The following is an 18,727-nucleotide window of genomic DNA, read 5'->3' on the forward strand; positions in this document are numbered from 1 at the left end:
GTGGACAGGACCGGGATGCACGCGACGCGGCGGCGAGGGCGTCCCCTGGCCCGCCGAGCCCGGCGCCCGCTGCTCGCCGGTCTCGTCATGGCGCTGTTATGCCTTGTCATACCGTATGGGACGCCTGCCGCGAGCGCGGACGAGTCCACCTACCTCCGCGTCGAGTTGACGTCGGTCACTCCGACCGTGCTGACCTCCAGCGGTGATCTCGTGGTCGAGGGGCGCATCACCAACACCTCCGGAGCCCCGATCACCGGCGCAGAGGTGCGACTGTGGCGCGATGCCACGCCCATCGACGACGAGGCGAGCCTCGACCGGGCGCTCAGCGACACCCAGCCGCTCGGCGCCACGATGGAGTCGGACGGCGCCCGCGTGCTGGTCGCCGACGGCGGGACGCTCGCCGACGGGGAGTCCGCGGACTTCACCGTGCAGGCTTCGCTCGATCCGAACGCGGACGAGTCGCTCTGGCTCACACCCTCGGGGGCGGCCTACCAGGTGGGCGTCGAGGTCTTCGGGACGGCATCGGTCGGCGGGTACCAACTGCTGGGCCGTTCCGCGGCCCTCATGGCCTATCCGGACGACACGACCGTGTCGGTGTCCACCGTCGTCGTGCTGGCGAGCCGCCCCACCCTGCTCCCGCTGGACAGCACCGGCAGCGAACCGGCCACCTTCGTGGACGCCTCGCTGCTCGGCGAACTGGCCAATCGGCTCTCCGACCTGATGCGCCTTGCCGAGCAGCCGGGAGTCACCACTGTGATCGATCCCGCGCTCTTCGACGAGGTCACGGCGCTCGCCGCGGGCTTCCGCGTCCAGTTGCCCGACGGGACGCTACGTGACGGGACTCCGCAGGAATCCGCGCTCGCGGCCGCCTGGCTCGCCCGGCTCCAGGCTCTGCAGGACGACGGCACCCTCTACCGCGGCCTCTACGGCTCGCCCGACGTGACCGCAGCCGTGAGCGCGGGCCGCACCGACGTCCTCCTCCGTGCCGCCGCCGCTCTCACCGCCGATCATCCCCTGGCCGGGTTGCCGCTCGTCGTCGTCCCCACCGACTACGAAGTCGACACCGCCACGCTCGACGCGCTGAAACAGCTCGATCCCACGCTGGTGCTGGCGGGCAACGCCACCGGGGACGACGGCGTCCTCCACACCCGCGACGGTCTCCGGGTGGTCTCGGTGGCCGCTGACATCGCCGACGGCGGACCCGGTGACGACGCGACGACCCCCGCTCAGGTGCGAGGACGTCTGCTCGCGCAACAACTCGTCACCGCGAAAGAGGGCTCGGTGGCCGTGTCCGTGGTGACCACGAGCGCACAGGCGGCGCTCGAAGCCGAGACCGTGTCGTGGCGCAACCGCGTCGGGCTCGCCGAGCTGACCGGCTCCGATGCCGTGACCACCGACCTCGAACTCGAGCCCGTCAGCACCGTGCCGGAGACCGGGACCCTGGCCTCGCGCACGGACGCGGTCGCCGAGGCGGTCGCCGCCTGGGGCGAACTGCGGGCCGACGACGACTCCGAGCACCGGCTGAACGTCATGACGGCGACCGCGTGGTCGGGTGTGTTCGGCCGCGACGAGGACGCCCAGGTCGCCTGGCTGGATCGCATGGCGGGCCCCACCACCGTCCTGCGGTCGGACGCGATCCAGGTGCACGTCAGCGACTGGGTCACCACCTCCGAGGACGACAACCAGCTTCCGGTCACCGTGATCAACACCACCGACGAACCGGTGACCGTCAAGGTGCACTTCGAGTCGGAGAACCCGTTGCGGATCTCGGTGGCCGATTCCGACCTGGTCGAGGTGGAGCCCGGGGAATCCGCCACCGTGCGTGTCAGCCCCCGCACCTCGGGCAACGGTAAGGTCGCGATCACGGCCCAACTGGTCACCGAGGGCGGTCACCCCGTCGGCTCGCAGGCGGCCTTCGTGATCACCGGCACCGAGGCCGGGCGGGTTGCCTGGCTCATTATCGTGGGGTCGGGTGCGGTGCTGCTCATCGCGACGGCTCTGCGTATCCGCCAGGTCCGCCGCGAACGCAGGCAGGCCTGACCCCCGGGCACATCGCACAGCGTCGTACGGCAGACTTGAGCAGCGGAAACAGCAGAAGGGAGCGGGGACTTGGGCGATTCGTACGCCACCGATCCCACTGGTCGGCTCGAACTATCGCAGGTGTCGGCGGGATTGATCCTCAGTGGTCGATACCGGTTGGACGCCCTGCTCGCCCACAGCCGAAACGTCATGACCTGGCGCGCCATCGACCAGGTGCTGTCCCGGCCCGTGCTCATCCACCTCCTGGAACCCGAGGATCCCCGGCTGGGGACGGTGTTCCAGGCCGCCCGCGAGGCCGCCACGGTGACCGACTCCCGGTTCCTGCGCGTGCTGGACGCCCTGGAGGCCCACGGACAGGAACCCTGGTCGTTCGTCGTCTGCGAGTACGCGATCGGTGATTCCGTGCAGCAACTCCTGACGGACGGCCACCTGAGCACGCCTCAGGCGGCGTTCATCGTCTCGCAGGTCGCCCAGGCATTGGCGCCGCTGCACGCTCGCGGCCTGTTCCACCTACGCATCAGCCCCGATTCGGTGATCATCACCGGCAACGGCAACGTCAAGATCGTCGGCCTCCTCGTGGACGCGGCGCTGCGTCCCGAGGCCGGGGAGAGCGAACTGGACTGGGTGAAGCGCGAGGCGATCGACATGCGCGGGCTCGGGGCACTGTTGTACGCGTGTCTCACGGCTCGCTGGCCGGTGCCGCCGACCGAACCTCAGCGCGTCCACTGGGGGCTGCCACCGGCACCGCTGCTGGGCCTTCCCCCCATGCCCGGCGGGCCGAACGAACAGATGTGGCCCGCTCCGAACGAACTGGAACGCTCGGTCGACCCACAGGTCTCGTCGGTGGCCATGGCGGCCCTCCGTCCGGGCCTGGGCATCGCCGGGCCGAGTCTGCGCACGGCGGACGACCTGGTGGACGCGCTCGACAGCGTCGTCGACCGGTTGGACGCCGAGGAGTCGCTCGAGCATCTGGTTCTCACCCACAACGGCGAGGTGCCCTCACCTCTGCCACCGGCCGTCCTCCCCGGCGCGGACGAGGACGACCGTCCCACGCAGAACCTCCAGAACACCCACGTGGTGTCGATGGACGACATTCCGACCGCGGCCATGGCGGCGGTGCCGCCGGACGACGCAGGCCCCGGCACCCCGGGGCAGGGCAGATACGGCGCGATGCCCGCGTCCGCGTCGAACCCCTACACGAACCGCCCCGGCACCGACCCGTACGCGAGCCGCCCCGCGGCCGATCCCTACGCGGACCGACCCACACCCGTGCCCGCTCCCCCTCGGCAGCGCCCCCAGAAGGTGAGTGCCGGGACGCTGGGTCGGCGCTGGCTGCTCGTCCTGGCCGCTTTCGTCGTGATCTCGCTGGTCGTCCTCCAGGTACGCGGCTGTGCGCAGCAGGACGACTCATCGGTCGCCCCCACCGAGCAGGCCTCGAGCACCACCGTGCCGACCGATGTCGCCATCGTGGACGCGTTCGACTTCGATCCGACCGCCGACGGCGGGGACGCCAACGAGAACGCCGAGGACGTGCCGCTGGCGGTCGACGGCGACCCGTCGACGGTCTGGCACACACTGACCTACTACAACAACCCGGCCTTCGGCGGGCTCAAGCCCGGCGCGGGGATCGTCCTCGACCTGGGCGAGCCGACCCTGGTGTCCCACGTCTCGCTCGTGCTCGCCAACGAGCCCAGCCAGTTGCAGCTGATGGTGCCCGCTGAGGCCGACGCCGACCAGCCTCCGATGGACACCGTGGATCAGTGGGAGGTGATCGCCTCCGATGCCGCCGCCGGCACCGACACGACGCTCACGCCCGACTCACCCGTCGAGACCCGCTGGGTGATGGTCTACTTCACCGGGCTGCCCGCGGTGGCCAGCGCCCAGTACCGGTCGGGCATCGCCGAGGTCACCGTGAACGACTGAGCCGGTGCGTCCAGCCGGATCTGCTGGTTGGTTCGAGTCCCTTCGACAGGCTCAGGGACCGGGAGACAGGCTCAGGGACCGGAGGCGGCGCGGATCACGGTCGTTGAGCCCGTCGAAACGACCACCACCAACCGCCCAGCTTCAGCCCTCGATCGGCCCTGCCAGGTCGGTGGGAACGATGTCGGACGCCTGCATGCGTGCCTGCGAGGCCGACCGGTCGTCCGGCTCCTCTTCCGCCGCGAGTTCGGCGGCCACCCGCGCCAGGTAGTTCTCCCGCTCGTGTGTACATCGCTCGGCGTCCCAGTCGAGCAACGGCGCCGCGATCTCGAGCACCTCGTCGACGGCCTCGGCGCCGCGATCGCGGTATTCCGAGTTGAGCCGTACCCGCTGCACCAGGATGTCCTCCAGGTGCTGGGCACCCTCGGCCACGCAAGCACGGGCCACCTCGACGCGGAGGTACTCGGGAGCGGCTCCCAGCGGCGCCGCGAGGCCCGGGTCGTCGTCCACGAGTTCCAGAAGCTCGGGCAACTCGCTGCCGTAGCGGTCGAGCAGGTGAGTCATGACGGTCCTGTTCCAGCCGTAGATGCCTCCGATGCGGTCGGACTGGTTCGCCATCGCCTCCAACCCCTGCGCACCCAGCAGCGGGGTGTGGTCGGTGATGCTGGGGCGCTTGCGCGCCTCGTGCTTGCCGAGCAGGAAGTCCACCGCGTCGCGTGCCATCACCCGGTAGGTGGTCAGCTTGCCACCGGCGATCGCGACCATGCCCGGCGCGACCCTGGTGACGCTGTGCTCGCGACTCACCTTGGTCGTCTTCGCGCCGGAACTGCGGTGCGGTTGCAGCAGCGGCCGCAGGCCGGCGTAGGTGCCGCGGATATCGTCCCTCGTCAGCGGCTTGGCGAGCACCTGGTTGGCCTGCTCCAGCACGTAGTCGATGTCCTCACTGGTGGCCACGGGATGTTCGCGCTGCTCGTGCCAGGCGGTGTCGGTGGTGCCGATCACCCAGTAGTACTGCCAGGGAATGATGAACAGCACCGATTTCTCCGTGCGCAGGAAGATGCCGGTCTGCGCGCGGATGCGATCGCGCGGCACGACGATGTGAATGCCCTTGGACGCCAGCACCTGGAGCCCGGCCTCGGGGGCGGCCAGTGCCTGCGTCTGCTCGGTCCACACGCCGGTGGCGTTGATGATCCCCTTCGTGCGCACCGCGGTCTCATCGCCGGTCTCGAGGTCTCGCACGACCAGTCCGGTGACCCGGGTGCTCGGCCCGCGCGTGATCGACACCACCTTGGTGCGGCTGACCGCCCGCGCCCCGTACTCGAGGGCCGTGCGCACCAGCGTGAGCACCAGGCGCGCGTCGTCCACGCGTGCGTCGTAGAACTCGATCGCTCCCACGAGGGAGTCGGCCTTTATGTCCGGGAACCGCTCGACGGCGCCTTCGCGGGTGCGGTGCCGCTGTGGTGGGACGCTGCGCCCGGTCTGGACGAACGACAGGGCGTCGTACATGCCGACGCCCACCGCGGAGTACGTGCGCTCGACCACCGGGGTCTTGAGCGGCCACAGGAAGGGCTGGGCCTTGACCAGATGCGGGGCCAGCGTGTTGAGCAGCAGCCCGCGTTCGTGCAGCGCCTCGGCCACGAGTCTGAAATCGAGCTGGTAGAGGTAGCGCAGACCACCGTGAACCAGCCGGCTCGACCGGCTCGACGTGCCGGACGCCCAGTCCTGCGCCTCGACGATCGCCGTTCTCAGCCCGCGCGACGCCGCGTCGAGGGCGATACCGGCCCCGGTCACGCCGCCCCCGATGACCACGACGTCGAACTCCTCCTCGGCGAGCGCCGCGAGATGCTGCTGACGCTGCTCGGGATTCAATCTGTTACCCATGAAGCCTGATCCCCCCGCGACCATCCGGCAGATGTTGCCCCCACTCTAGGCGCGGGGCTCTCAGAGGCACTATCGAACGAGTCTTCCGCTCCGCCGTCGGGTGCGAGCGGCATTGGCCGGGCATGCCAAGATGGGGCCCGTGAAGCTGCTGATCATCCGCCACGGACAGTCCTCCAACAACCTTCTGCAGGAGACCACAGGCTCTTTCGTCGGACGATCCCCCGATCCTGTGCTGACCGATCTGGGACAGCGGCAGGCGGCACGCCTGGCGGAGGCGATGAGGACCGGCGTGCAGCCCGCTCCCGCGGTGCTGTACTCGTCGCTGATGGTTCGGGCGGTGCAGACCGCTGCTGTGCTGGCCGAGGCTCTCGACGTCCCGGTGGCGGGCCATCTGGAGGCCTACGAGTGCGGCGGCCCCTACGAGGGCTCGCCGCTGCATCCGAAGCCGCATCCAGGATCGCCCGCGAGCGTGCTACACGGCATCACCTCGCGGCTGAACCTGCCCGAAGGAGCCGGCGAGCAGGGCTGGTACCGCGGCGACGGGGAGGACGACGCCGCCCGCGCGCGGCGTGGGGCCCGCGTCATCGATGACCTCAAGCACAGGCACCTCGGTCAGGACGTCTTGGTGGGCCTCGTGTGCCACGAGTGGATCAGCCAGCACCTGATTCGCGCCGCGATCGGCTTCGACGCCCCGGGAGGGCTCGCCGAGCCCTGGTTCAGCCTCAACAACACCGGAACGGTGCTCATCGACTTCGAGCAGCCCGTGCCGGTCACCGAGGTCGCCCACAACGGCGGTTCGGTGGAACGGGTGCTGGAGTGGCACAACAACTGCCGCCACCTGGCACCGGACGAGATCTCCAGCTGAGGTCGCCGGTCGCCTCGTCGAGTTCGGTACCGGCACGAGAGCCGGGGCGAACCTGCGGGACGAAACCCTGGGCGAGTGGGCAGGCCGGGGTTCGATCGCGTAGTATTCCCATCTCTAGTAATTCTGCAAGATTCATTTAGAAACCGGTCGAATACGGACGCCGCTGCCGGGTCGAAGACCCGCCGCCGCGGGCGGCATGATGGAATAGCAGGCACAGCTGCGGCGTTGTTCGTCCGCAACGGTCGCACAGTCGACCGCACGTCTTCTCCAGAGAGGTCACGTCATGACGACCAACCCGTTCGCCACCGCCGGCGGCAACCTGGCCGGCCTGTCGGTGCCGTCCACCGGCGCAGATCACGTGCCTGTGGCCGAATCGGCGTCCGACGAGGCCGGGGAGGTCCGCGAGGTCATCATCGTGGGCAGTGGACCCACCGGGTACACCGCGGCCATCTACACCGGCCGCGCCGAACTGCGGCCGATCGTCCTGGAGGGGTCGGTGACCGCGGGCGGAGCCCTGATGACCACGACCGACGTCGAGAACTTCCCGGGCTTCCCCGAGTCGGTGCTCGGGCCCGATCTGATGGCCAAGATGCGCGAGCAGGCCGAGCGTTTCGGGGCGGAGCTCATCGCGGACGACGCGGTGCGGCTCGACCTCACCGGCGACATCAAGACCGTCGAGGACTCGTCCGGCAACATCTACCGTGCCCGGACCGTGATCCTCGCGATGGGCTCCGGCTACCGCAGGCTCGGCATCGCGGACGAGGAGAGGTACTCGGGCAAGGGCGTGAGCTGGTGCGCGACCTGCGACGGCTTCTTCTACCGCAACAAGCCGATCGCCGTCGTCGGGGGCGGCGACTCCGCCGCCGAGGAGGCCACCTTCCTCACCCGCTTCGCCTCCGAGGTGACCCTCATCCATCGGCGCGATGAGCTGAGGGCCTCGAAGATCATGGTCGACAGGGTTCGCAGCAACCCCAAGATCAAGCTCGCATGGAACAGCGAGATCGTCGACATGGACGGCGATCCCACGCTGAAGGAGCTCACGCTCCGCGACACCACGACGGGACAGACCCGGACGATCCCGGTCGACGGCCTGTTCGAGGCAATCGGGCACGTGCCGCGTTCCGAGCTGGTCGTCGGCCAGGTGGACGTCGACGAGGCCGGCTACGTGCTGGTGCAACCCGACACCACCCGGACGAACCTTCCCGGCGTCTTCGCCGCCGGCGATCTCGTCGACCACACCTACCGGCAGGCCGTCACCGCGGCCGGCTCGGGGTGCAAGGCGGCCCTGGACGCCGAGCGCTACCTCGCCGAACTGGACGACGCGGCCCCCGCGGTGGAGGTGCCCGTCATCGGGCGCCTCAAGACCGCCGCCACCGCGTCCTGATCCGCAGGATTGTCACACCGGAGCCGTAGCATAGTGCGGCGTTGTCCCACACCCGTCGTATGGGGCAGATGAGAGAGGAGAACCCCATGGCTGTGATCGAGGTCACCGACACGACCTTCGAGCAGGAAGTTCTGAAGGCCACCAAACCAGTGCTCGTCGACTACTGGGCCGACTGGTGTTCCCCGTGCAAGCAGCTCAGCCCGATCGTGGACGAGCTCTCCGAGACCTACGGCGACCGCATGGTCTTCGCGAAGCTCGACACCAACACGAATCCCGACGTCCCGATGAAACAGGGCGTGATGGCGCTGCCGACCCTACAGTTCTTCGTGAACGGCGAGGTCGTCAGCGCACTCCAGGGCGGCAAGACCAAGGCTGCCCTGGTGAAAGCCATCGAATCGGTTCTCTGAGCACGGCAAACGAACGCCGGGTCCGGTCATCGCACCGGGCCCGGCGTTCGTTCGTCCACACGCCATGCGTCCGGACGCTCGTCTCAGAGTCTTGCGGCGTCCTCGGGACTCAGGATCGCCAGGATCCGTTCGAGATCATGTCTGTCGGCGAACTCGATGGTCAGCTTTCCCTTACGGGAACCGACGCTCACCTGCACCCGGGTGTCGAGCCGGTCGGCCAGTGTCGTCGCCGCCACCCGGACGTCCTCAGGAACCTCACGCTTCCGCCGGTCACCGGAGCCTCCGGCGCGATCCGGGCGACCCGATTCGGATGCCCGGACCATCAGCGTCACGGCTTCCTCGGCGGCGCGTACCGACATGCCCTCGGCGACGATCCGCTGGGCCAGCCTCTCCTGGTCGAGCGGATCGTCCAGCATGAGGATCGCACGCGCGTGTCCCGCCGACAGCACGCCGGCCGCCACGCGGCGTTGCACCGGCGAGGGCAGGTTGAGCAGGCGCAGCGTGTTGGAGATGTGCGGACGCGACCGCTGGACGCGTGTGGCCAGCTCCTCCTTGGTGCATCCGAAGTCGTCGAGGAGCTGCCGATAGGCGGCCGCCTCTTCCAGCGGGTTCAGCTGTGAACGGTGCAGGTTCTCCAGCAGCGCGTCCCGCAGCATGTCGCCGTCATCGGTCGCACGGACGATCGCCGGGATCTTCTCCAGCCCGGCCAGCTGGTGCGCGCGCCAACGCCGCTCGCCCATGATGAGTTCGTATCCGTCTCCCCGCCGGCGCACCACGACGGGCTGCAGCAGGCCGACGTCCCGCACGCTGTCGGCCAGCTCCTGCAGCGCGTCCTCGTCGAAGGTCTTCCGCGGCTGGTCCGGATTGGGGACGATGTCGGCGACCGGAATCTCGGCGAACCACGAACCGTCCTCCATCGGGGCGGACGCCTGCTGATCGGAAGGAACCTGGCGCTGGGAGGTTTCCACAGCTTCCAGGTCGGTGCGCTGAAAGAGCTCACCGAGGCCTCTCCCCAGACCGCCGGGTCGTTGCGGGCTCATTCGGACTCCCCTCTCCGCGGCAGGTATTCGTCATTCGGGTCGATCTGCGCCCCCCTGCGCGCGATCTCGACCGCCGCCTTGACGTAGGCGCGAGAACCTACCGACATCGGATCGTAGGTCAGCGCGGTGCATCCGTAGCTCGGCGCCTCACTGAGCCTCACGGAACGCGGGATGAGCGTGACCAGTGTCTGGTCCGGGAAGTGGGCGCGAACTTCCTCTCCGACCTGGGACGACAGCTTCGTCCGCGCGTCGTACATCGTGAGCAGCACGGTGCTCAGTTCCAGGTCGCGGTTCAACTCCTCCCGGACAAGGGAGATCGTCCGCATGAGCTGGGTCACCCCTTCGAGCGCGTAGTACTCGCACTGGATCGGGATCAGGATCTCGGACGCAGCGACCAGCGCGTTGAGAGTCAAGAGCCCGAGGGACGGCGGGCAGTCGAAGATCACGTAGTCCGTGGGGTGATCGGCGAGGTACTTGCGGATGGCCTTCTTCAGACGCTGCTCGCGCGCCACGAGCGGGACCAACTCGATCTCGGCACCCGCCAGGTCGATGGTGGCCGGCACCACGCGCAGGTTCTCCGACTCCGGCGAGGGCTGGACGACCTCGGCGATCGGGAGCTGCTGGAGAAGCACCTCGTAGGTGCCCCGGACGCCTGTGCGGTGCTCGACGCCCAGCGCCGTGCTCGCGTTCCCCTGCGGGTCGAGGTCGACGAGCAGGACGCTCAACCCTCCCAACGCGAGCGCCGCGGCTATGTTCACCGCCGTGGTGGTCTTGCCGACGCCCCCCTTCTGGTTCGCGATGACGATGACCCTCGTCGCCACCGGGCCGGGGAGTTCCTCGACGGTCGTTTCACGTGAAACGACCGCAACCTGTTCGCCCACCTGCATCGGGTCGTATCCCTCTCGTCTGTCACCGTCGTCGTTCACCAGCGCGCAATCGGATTCGCACGTCATCACGCCCGCTTCGAACACCGACGTTAGTCGATCACTCCACACCGAGGCGTACGCCATGCCTGCCCGATCCGGATAGGTCGGTACGGGCCCTCATCATGCGCGATGTCACGCCAGGTCGGCGGCCTCGAGGCGTCGGACGAGCCGCCGTTTCACGTGAAACGAGTCCGTTCAGCACGTCCACGGACTCCAATCCCGGCCGGCGGGTCGCCAGGCGGGCCACCTACCCCTCGGCCCCGGGCACGACACGCGCCCAGGGTGCCATTCACCTCAATCGGCCTCGAAGAGTTCCACCATCTGCCTGAGGAAGGACAGCACCGACGGCTCGTTGGCGTCGGGGCGCCAGTACATACGAGTCGAGAGTTCGAGCGACTCGTCCGCAAGCGGCACGAACGACACACCCTCGACCGGATATCTCGACAGCGACCGGGGGACGAGCGCCACGCCGAGCCCAGCGGCCACGAAACCGGTGTGCTCGACAAACGACGCGTAGACATCGTCGACGAGAGGAGAGAAGCCGACGCGTCGCGCAGCGAGGATGAGGTCGTCCTGGCTGTCGGAGTAGGTCTCGCGCGTGAAGGTGATGAAGGTTTGATCCTTGAGTTCCCGCAAGGCGATCGTGTCGGCGTCGGCGCGAGGATCACCGGACTGCAGCGCTATCACGTAGGGCTCGTGACAGACGACGGTTCCCTTCAACCGGTTCACCGGTACCTGCGAGTAGGTGAACAGAACATCGAGGCGCCTGTCCAGAAGTGCCCGGACGCCGTCGCCATGGTCAAGGCGATGCATCGTCACTCGGACGCCCGGGAAATGCCTACGATAACGGTGCAGCTTCACAGGGACCGTCCCGAGGTGCAGCAGGGAGGGCACGAGCCCCACCCGTACTTCCCCGACGGTTCCCGCCGCGGCTTCGCTGACGAACGATGTGATCGACCGATACCCCTCGAGGATCTCCCGGGCGCGCACATAGACACCGTGACCCGTCGCGGTCAACTCGAACGGCTGCACGCTGCGGTCGATGAACTCCGCCCCGAGCTCGTGCTCGAGCTTACGAATCTGTTGACTGAGCGCCGACTGGGAAATGCCACATCGCTGGGCGGCCGCGCTGAAACTCCGTTCCTCCACCAGTGTGACGAAATAGCTGAGCCGCTTGTCGGGCGCGATCTCATGCCGTTGTGAGGTCGGCTCCGGTTCGTCGTCCTGGCTGCTGGTCACTGCCCACCCGTCCCACTTCGGTCGCAATGCGCTCGCGGGTTCCCTCGTGGTGCGGATGGGAGCCCCGATTCACTTGCGCTCCATGATGCCATGTCACGGCGGGCAGCGGTCGCTACCACGACGAGAGCCTGTGACAACGCCTGACACCGCGCGAACGGGAGATCCGAGTCCTTTCCCCGTCGGACCGGAGCGCCAAGCGAGCCGGTCCGACCGTGCGAGATATCCGAAGCACCGGCGCAAGTTCCCGCGTAGTGGTAATGGAGCTAGCCCATATCGCATGGGATGCATATACTCGCAAGCACAATTAATAACTACGGTGCTCTCTCATTAGAAAAACAGATGGCCATCGCGAAACGCGCAGCGTCCGCATGCGACGAGCCATAGGGCAGAAACACCGTGCGACGGGCAATGAGCGAGGACACGGAACCAGATGATCATAAGCGTCGACGTGGGTGGGACCTTCACGGACATCGTTCTGGCCGACCCGGAGCGGGGCCTGACGATATCAAAGGTCGTCTCGCGTCCGGACGACTACACGGCCGACATCGTCAACGCGGTCGAGACCGTCCTGCGCAAGGCCCAGGTATCCCCCGAGCAGATCACGCGCGTCGCCCTCGGGACGACCGTCGGGCTCAATGCGGTCATCGAGCACCGCGGTGCCATCACCGCCGTCCTGGCGACCAAGGGCTTCGAGGACGTCCTCGAGATCGGGCGCCAGAAGCGCCCCCGTCTCTACGACCTCTTCATCGACACCCCCACCCCGGTGTTCATCGCCCCCCGGCATCGCAGGCGCGGCATCGTCGAGCGGATCTCGGCCACCGGTGAGGAACTCGTCGCCTTGGACGAGGAGCAGGTTCGCCGGACCGTACGCGACCTCGTGGACAACGAGCACGTCGAGGCCATCGCGGTGTGCTGCCTGTTCAGCTTCCTGAACCCTTCCCACGAGCAGCGGATCCGCGAGATCGTCAACGAGGAATACCCGGGCCTGGCGGTGTCCATCTCGTCCGACGTCGACCCGGTCTTCCGCGAGTACGAGCGGCTGTGCGTGACCGCCCTCGACGCGTACCTGAAGCCCGTGATGCAACGCCACGTCGAGCAGGTGAACGCCGGCCTGAGGGACGCCGGCCTGCGCGTCGACCTCGACATCATGCAATCCCGCGGCGGCATCGCCGGATTCCGGTCGATCGTGCACACCCCGGCTCGCACGCTCGTGTCCGGGCCGGCGGGCGGCGTCCGCGGCGCCCACTGGGTCGCGAGCCGCGTCGGGCATCCCAACATCATCAGCCTCGATGTGGGCGGCACATCGGCGGACATCGCCGTCGTCCGGAACAGCAGGATCCCGACCACGACGGAAGGCAAGATCGCCGACTATCCCGTGCGGCTCCCCATGATCGACTGCAGTTCGATCGGCGCCGGCGGCGGCTCGATCGCCTGGCTCGACCCGACCAACGGGCTCCACGTCGGCCCACAATCGGCGGGCGCCCAGCCCGGACCCGTCGCCTACGGCCGGGGCGGCACCGAGCCCACCGTCACCGACGCGAGTCTCGTCCTGGGCTGGCTCGACGCGTCCAACTTCGGTGACGGGCAGGTGCCCATCGACGTGGAGGCCTCGCACCGTGCCCTCGACACGCTCGGGGCCTCCCTCGGTCTGCCCGCCGAGGAGGTCGCCTGGGCCATCCATGCCATCACCAACGCGAACATGGCCGAGGAGATCCGGCTCTGGACGGTCAACCGGGGCTACGACCCACGGGAGTTCGCCCTCGTGGTCGCCGGCGGAGGTGGTGCCGTACACGGTGGCCTGGTGGCCCGGCTGCTGTCCATCCAGACCGTCATCGTCCCGCCGACCCCGGGCGTCCTGTCCGCGCTCGGCATCCTGGTGGCCAACATCGAGCACGACAACGCCCTGTCCTTCAATCGCACAGCGGCCGACACCGCACCGGACGACCTGCGTGCGGCCTACGACCACCTCGACGAACTGGGCTCACGCCAACTCGCCGAGGAACGCGTCGCCGCTGACCAGGTACGCATCACGCGCACCGCCGACCTGCGCTACGTCGGCCAGTCCTACGAGCTCAACGTCGACCTGCGCGGGCCGATCGACGGGTCCACCGTCGGGCAACTCGTCGAGGACTTCCACGCCCGCCATCGCCAGGTCTACGGCCAGGCCGCCGAGGACGCGCCCACCGAGATCGTGAGCGTCCGCACGGTGCACTGGAGTCCTCTGCCCAAACCGGCGACCTCTCCCCACGAGGGGACGGGCTCCTGGGACGAAGCACTCAAACACCACCGCATCGCCCGCTTCTACCCGGAGTACCCCGACGGTGTGCGCACCCCGGTCTTCGACCGCCTCAAGGCCCCGGTGGACGTCGCCCTGTACGGCCCCGCGATCATCGACCAACTCGACACCACCACCGTCGTCTACCCGGGCTTCCTCGCCCGCGTCCATCCGGACGGAACGATCATCATGACCGCAGAGACACCCGGCGTCCCGGTCAGGAACCTCCTCGACGAGACCCAGAAGGAGCTGGTGAGATGAGCACGGTCACCACAGCCACGCGTTTCGACCCGATCACCCTCGAAGTGCTGCGGAACCGCATGGAGATCATCGCCGACGAGATGCAGGCCGCGATGATCCGCTCCGCCTTCTCCACGATCATCAAGGAGGGCGGTGACTGCGGTGTGGCGATCTTCGACGCCGACGGCGGCCTCATCGCCCACGCCAACGCCCTGCCCGCCAACCTCGGGATCCTGAACTCCTCGGTCGCGCGCATCCTGCGCGACTTCCCCGCCGACACCATGGACGAGGGCGACGCCTACTGCTTCAACGACCCGTACGAGGGCGGCACCCACATCCCCGACGTGGCGATCGTCGTCCCGATCATCCACGAGGGACGCACCGTCGCGCTGTCCGCGGTCATCGCCCACCAGCAGGACTTCGGCGGGATGACCCTCGGGAGCCTGCCCCCGGACTCCACCGAGATCTTCCAGGAGGGGCTCATCCTGCCGCCCACCCGGCTCATCCATCGTGGTGAGTGGAACCGGGAGATCCTCAACATCATCCTGAAGAACATCCGCCTCCCCGACAAGACCATGGGCGACTTCCGCGCCGAACTCGCCGCCGGTGACGTCGGACGGCGCCGCTTCCTCGAAACCGTCCGTGACTACGGTCTGGAGACCGTCCAGTCGTATCTCGCCGAACTGAACGACCGGGCCGAGACCCAGGCTCGCGCACGCATCAGCGAGATTCCCGACGGTGTGTACAGCTTCGAGGACTTCCTCGACAGTGACGGGATCGATCTCGACATCAGGCGGAAGATCGCCTGCACGGTCACCGTGGCGGGGTCGGAGATGACCTTCGACTTCGAGGGCACCGACCCCCAGCTCCGGGGAGCGGCGAACAGTGCGATCTCGGGGGCGATCTCCTGCTGCTACTACGTGGCCCACTGCCTCTACGGGGAAGGGGTTCCCAACAACGCGGGCTGCTACCGGCCACTCACCGTCAAGGTACCCAAGGGAACCATCCTCAATCCCGAGCACCCCGCCGCCCTCAACTCACGGACGATGACCGTGCTGCGAGCCGTCGACACCGCCTTCGGCTCACTCATGCGCGTCATCCCGGAGCGCCTCCGCGCGTCCTCGGGCGGCATGGAAGGCGTGACCTTCGCCGGCCGCCGCCCGGACGGCGGTGCCTACGTGTACCTGGAGTTGTTCGCCGCAGGAATGGGCGCCCGACCGACCAAAGATGGCGTCGACTACGTCGAATGCGACACGACCAACATGCTGAACACTCCCGTGGAGGCCCTCGAGCTCAACTATCCCGTCAGGGTCCACCGGCTTGAGCTGCGCACCGACGGTGGCGGCGCCGGCAAGTACCGCGGCGGGACCGGGCTCGTCAAGGAGTTCGAGGTGCTCGACGACACCACGGAGATCTCGCACCGCGGTGATCGGTTCGCCACCCAACCCTGGGGACTCTACGGCGGCGAACCGGGCGCCAGCTGGGAGACGATCGTCACCACGGCCGAGGGACAGGTCACACGGATCCCCTCCAGGAAGCGCTTCATGCTGAAGAAGGGCGACCGGATGGAGTGTTCCACGGCCGGCGGCGGAGGCTACGGCGACCCTCTGGAACGTGATCCCGAGGCCGTGGCCCGCGACGTCCACGATCGCAAGGTCAGCCGCGAGGCGGCGCGGTCCAGCTACGGCGTGGTCCTCGACGACGACGGAGCGGTGGACGCCGATGCGACAGCCGCGACCCGACAGGACTTGGCCAGGATTCGCGGCGCCGCCGACTGGGTCTTCGACCGTGGCGCCGCGCTCGGCCGTCAGGCCTGAGACCACGGGACGCACCCCTTCGTCCCTCCCCCGATCAACCGCATCTTCTCGAGGAGACACATGGGCCAGGAAGGCTACGCACAGACCTGGGAACAATGGCACACAGCCAGGAAGGACGACCTCAACAGCCGTCATGGCTGGCTGTCGCTGGTGAGCCAGGACTGGCTTGAGGAAGGTATCCCCTTGTCAGCTCCAGGGGTGCCCGGGCAGTGGCTGCTGTCGGACGGGACGATCTGGTATCTGCCCCCCGAGACGGCCCTCGACCCCCACGTGCTGGTGGACGGTGTGCCCGCACTCGAACGCATCCCGATTCCCCTCGGCCGCAACAAGAACGCCGGGCACGGCTCGAGCGTCCCGATCGCCTACGGCGAGCTGGCCATCGAGGTCATCGTCCGCAAGAACTCCCTGGGCCGGACCATCTACGCCGTGCGGGTGCGCGACCCGCAGGAGGCCGCCCGGCGGCGCCTGGACGACCTGGACGCGTTCCCGCCGGACGAGGAGTGGATCGTCCCGGCGTCCTTCGAACCGTCGGGACTGGTGCCCTTCGACGCCCCGACGGTCGAGGACGGCGTGTACGAGGCGAGCAGCGTCGTCGGCACCCTGCGGGTGCGTATCGCCGGTGCCGACCACGAGCTCACCGTCTCCGGCAGGCGTGACGCCGCCGGCGCGCTCGTCGGCTATGTGCACTTCACCGACCAGACCAACGGCACCGAGACCTACGGCGCCGGCCGGATCGTCACGTTCGCCGCGGGCGACCTCGACCACCTCACGGCGCTCGACCTCAATCGTGCGGTCAGTTTCCCGTGCGCCTTCACCAACTACGTCACCTGCCCCCTCCCCCCGGCGACGAACCGGCTTGCCCTGCGGGTCACCGCAGGCGAGAAGGCTCCACGCACCCGGGTCGACCGGATCCAGACCTATTCCAAGCAACCGTCGAAGTGAGGAAAGAATGAACCACCGAATCCCCCGAGCCAAGTTCGCGATAAGCGCCGCACTCGGGCTGTCCCTGGCGCTCACCGCGTGTGGCACGGGAGGCTCGAGCGACAGCTCCACGGCGAGTTCCGATGGTACGCCCCGGCAGGGCGGCACACTGAGGATCTCGTACGCCGCGTCCATCGTCGACTCCGCGTGCGTCGATCCCTTCCAGGGCCGCGACACCCATACTCGCGGGACCATCCGCGCATACGCGGAATCCCTGACCGAGGAGGACCCCGACACCGGCGAGATCATCCCGCTCCTCGCGAAGAGCTGGGAACTCAGCGACGACGGGCTCCAGTACACCTTCGCCCTGCGCGACGACGTGACGTTCTCCAACGGGGAGAAATTCGACGCCGCCGCCGTCAAGACCGCCTTCGACTGGGATCTCGACTACGCGCAACGCAACCCCTCCAACTGGGGCAACTCCTTCATCACGAGCCTGCAGAGCGTCGAGGTCGTCGACGAGTACACCGTCGAACTGACCCTCTCGAAGAAGGACGCGCAGTTCCTGCAGTCGACCTCGACCACCCTGCTCGCGATCCTCGCCCCGGAGTCGTACCAGGCCACCGACGAACAGTTGTGCACGGGCGAGGCGAACTACGGCACCGGGCCGTTCGTGCTCGAGGAATACGTGGGCAGCGAGTCGGCCAGGCTCGTCCGGCGTGACGGGTACGCCGGGGGTTCGGCGGTCAACTCGAACACCGGGGACGCCTACCTGGACGCCATCGAGGTCACCTACGTGCCCGAGGACTCCGTCCGCATCGGCGCTCTGACGAGTGGTCAGCTCGACGTCTCGTGGCAGACCCAGACGCCGTTGTCCCAGGAGAACATCGACGTGGTCGAGGCCTCCGGGGGATCGATCATCCGCACGCCCATCCGGTCGTCGGTGTTCATCCTGCACCCCAACGCGAGCGAGGGACGGCCCCTGTCGGACATCAAGGTGAGGGAGGCCGTCAACCGGGCGATCGACCGCGAGTCCTACGCACACACCCTGTTCGGGGACGACTACCCGGTGGCCGACAGCATCTACACGAGCAGCACGAAATTCGTCAAGCACTACCCCGACGCCTTCACCCAGAATCTCGACGAGGCCAACAGCCTCCTCGACGAGGCCGGCTGGGCGCTGGGAGACGACGGCTACCGCTACAAGGACGGCCAGAAACTCTCGCTCGTCCTCCCGGTGTGGAGCGACAACGTGACGGCTCCCTCGCTGTTGCAGGCGCAGCTCAAGGAGGTCGGCATCGACCTGGTCATCGACGTACGGCAGGTGAGCGAGACGCTCAGCACCCTCGCGTCGGGTGACTTCGACCTCTACCAGTCGTTCCACGGCGGCAGCGGCGACGCGGGCTCGCTGATCCGCGCACTCGACCCCTCCGGCCCGTACGGGAAGTTCGGCGAGTACGCCACCACCGACGACGAGCAGGCGCAGCTGTCGCAGTACTTCGCCGAAGGCATCGCGGAACTCGACGAGACCAAGCGCGAGGAGATCTACGCCGAGTTGCAGGACTACATCGTCGACAACCTGTTCGTCATCCCGCTCTACGACCGTGACCAGGACATCGCGGTGGCCTCGAACGTCCACGGGCTGGAACTGAACATCGACACCCTCGGCAACTTCTACAACGTCTGGCTGGACGAGTGACCGGACGGTCGTCGGACATGTGACAAGGGTGGGCCCGTGGCGCGTGCCACGGGCCTACCACAACCTGGGAAGG

General features: G+C 68.1%; 13 protein-coding genes. 9 read left to right on the forward strand and 4 right to left on the reverse strand.

Annotation, left to right across the window (positions count from 1 at the left end; translation table 11 throughout):
* Both FB473_RS16600 and FB473_RS16605 read left to right on the forward strand, forming a co-directional pair.
* On the forward strand, positions 1-2,040 hold the full coding sequence (locus FB473_RS16600) for a DUF6049 family protein (RefSeq protein ID WP_167171578.1): 2,040 nt from the start codon (positions 1-3) through the stop codon (positions 2,038-2,040).
* Positions 2,041-2,109: 69 nt separating this feature from the next.
* The gene (locus FB473_RS16605) at positions 2,110-3,963 is read left to right on the forward strand and encodes a protein kinase family protein (protein WP_167171581.1); all 1,854 of its coding nucleotides are present in this window, start codon (positions 2,110-2,112) and stop codon (positions 3,961-3,963) included.
* A 141-nt stretch (positions 3,964-4,104) separates the two neighbouring features.
* Here FB473_RS16605 and FB473_RS16610 read toward each other — a convergent pair whose 3' ends face one another.
* Entirely contained in the window at positions 4,105-5,841 is a 1,737-nt protein-coding gene (locus FB473_RS16610) for a glycerol-3-phosphate dehydrogenase/oxidase (protein WP_208390881.1), read from the reverse strand.
* Between the two features lie 139 nt (positions 5,842-5,980).
* Here FB473_RS16610 and FB473_RS16615 point away from each other — a divergent pair, with 139 nt between their 5' ends.
* From FB473_RS16615 to trxA, 3 genes are all read left to right on the forward strand, one after another.
* Complete coding sequence (locus FB473_RS16615; RefSeq protein ID WP_167171587.1) at positions 5,981-6,706, forward strand: histidine phosphatase family protein; 726 nt, start codon at positions 5,981-5,983, stop codon at positions 6,704-6,706.
* Positions 6,707-6,989: 283 nt separating this feature from the next.
* Complete coding sequence (trxB, locus tag FB473_RS16620; protein WP_167171590.1) at positions 6,990-8,090, forward strand: thioredoxin-disulfide reductase; 1,101 nt, start codon at positions 6,990-6,992, stop codon at positions 8,088-8,090.
* 86 nt (positions 8,091-8,176) lie between these two features.
* The gene (gene trxA / locus FB473_RS16625; protein ID WP_167171593.1) at positions 8,177-8,497 is read left to right on the forward strand and encodes a thioredoxin; all 321 of its coding nucleotides are present in this window, start codon (positions 8,177-8,179) and stop codon (positions 8,495-8,497) included.
* Between the two features lie 83 nt (positions 8,498-8,580).
* Here trxA and FB473_RS16630 read toward each other — a convergent pair whose 3' ends face one another.
* The 3 genes from FB473_RS16630 to FB473_RS16640 all read right to left on the reverse strand — a co-directional run bounded on the left by FB473_RS16630 (position 8,581) and on the right by FB473_RS16640 (position 11,702).
* Entirely contained in the window at positions 8,581-9,537 is a 957-nt protein-coding gene (locus FB473_RS16630) for a ParB/RepB/Spo0J family partition protein (RefSeq protein ID WP_167171597.1), read from the reverse strand.
* Positions 9,534-10,424 carry a ParA family protein gene (locus tag FB473_RS16635; protein ID WP_243864090.1) on the reverse strand — a complete coding sequence of 297 codons (891 nt, stop codon included), beginning with the start codon at positions 10,422-10,424 and terminating at the stop codon, positions 9,534-9,536. Before FB473_RS16635 ends, FB473_RS16630 begins: the two co-directional genes overlap by 4 nt.
* Before the next feature lie 333 nt (positions 10,425-10,757).
* The gene (locus FB473_RS16640) at positions 10,758-11,702 is read right to left on the reverse strand and encodes a LysR substrate-binding domain-containing protein (RefSeq protein ID WP_167171600.1); all 945 of its coding nucleotides are present in this window, start codon (positions 11,700-11,702) and stop codon (positions 10,758-10,760) included.
* A gap of 430 nt (positions 11,703-12,132) precedes the next feature.
* Between FB473_RS16640 and FB473_RS16645 the strand changes: the two genes are divergently transcribed.
* Genes FB473_RS16645 through FB473_RS16660 form a run of 4 tightly spaced genes read left to right on the forward strand, consistent with a single transcriptional unit; the run spans position 12,133 to position 18,654 of the window.
* Complete coding sequence (locus FB473_RS16645) at positions 12,133-14,238, forward strand: hydantoinase/oxoprolinase family protein (RefSeq protein WP_167171604.1); 2,106 nt, start codon at positions 12,133-12,135, stop codon at positions 14,236-14,238.
* Positions 14,235-16,034, forward strand: a complete 1,800-nt coding sequence (locus tag FB473_RS16650; protein ID WP_167171607.1) for a hydantoinase B/oxoprolinase family protein — start codon at positions 14,235-14,237, stop codon at positions 16,032-16,034. The genes FB473_RS16645 and FB473_RS16650 overlap by 4 nt, the downstream gene beginning before the upstream one ends.
* Positions 16,035-16,094: 60 nt before the next feature.
* Positions 16,095-16,976: a DUF1684 domain-containing protein gene (locus FB473_RS16655; protein ID WP_167171610.1), complete on the forward strand. Its 882-nt coding sequence runs from the start codon at positions 16,095-16,097 to the stop codon at positions 16,974-16,976.
* A 7-nt stretch (positions 16,977-16,983) separates the two neighbouring features.
* On the forward strand, positions 16,984-18,654 hold the full coding sequence (locus tag FB473_RS16660) for an ABC transporter substrate-binding protein (protein WP_167171614.1): 1,671 nt from the start codon (positions 16,984-16,986) through the stop codon (positions 18,652-18,654).
* Positions 18,655-18,727 lie beyond the last annotated feature (73 nt).

This window comes from Brooklawnia cerclae (assembly GCF_011758645.1).
GTDB classification, from domain to species: domain Bacteria; phylum Actinomycetota; class Actinomycetes; order Propionibacteriales; family Propionibacteriaceae; genus Brooklawnia; species Brooklawnia cerclae.

Excerpts from the sequence above, each read along its gene's own strand:
- FB473_RS16610 (WP_208390881.1), bottom strand. The coding sequence starts at position 5,841 with ATGGGTAACAGATTGAATCCCGAGCAGCGTCAGCAGCATCTCGCGGCG.
- trxB (WP_167171590.1), top strand. The coding sequence starts at position 6,990 with ATGACGACCAACCCGTTCGCCACCGCCGGCGGCAACCTGGCCGGCCTG.
- trxA (WP_167171593.1), top strand. The coding sequence starts at position 8,177 with ATGGCTGTGATCGAGGTCACCGACACGACCTTCGAGCAGGAAGTTCTG.
- FB473_RS16630 (WP_167171597.1), bottom strand. The coding sequence starts at position 9,537 with ATGAGCCCGCAACGACCCGGCGGTCTGGGGAGAGGCCTCGGTGAGCTC.
- FB473_RS16635 (WP_243864090.1), bottom strand. The coding sequence starts at position 10,424 with ATGCAGGTGGGCGAACAGGTTGCGGTCGTTTCACGTGAAACGACCGTC.
- FB473_RS16645 (WP_167171604.1), top strand. The coding sequence starts at position 12,133 with ATGATCATAAGCGTCGACGTGGGTGGGACCTTCACGGACATCGTTCTG.
- FB473_RS16650 (WP_167171607.1), top strand. The coding sequence starts at position 14,235 with ATGAGCACGGTCACCACAGCCACGCGTTTCGACCCGATCACCCTCGAA.
- FB473_RS16655 (WP_167171610.1), top strand. The coding sequence starts at position 16,095 with ATGGGCCAGGAAGGCTACGCACAGACCTGGGAACAATGGCACACAGCC.
- FB473_RS16660 (WP_167171614.1), top strand. The coding sequence starts at position 16,984 with ATGAACCACCGAATCCCCCGAGCCAAGTTCGCGATAAGCGCCGCACTC.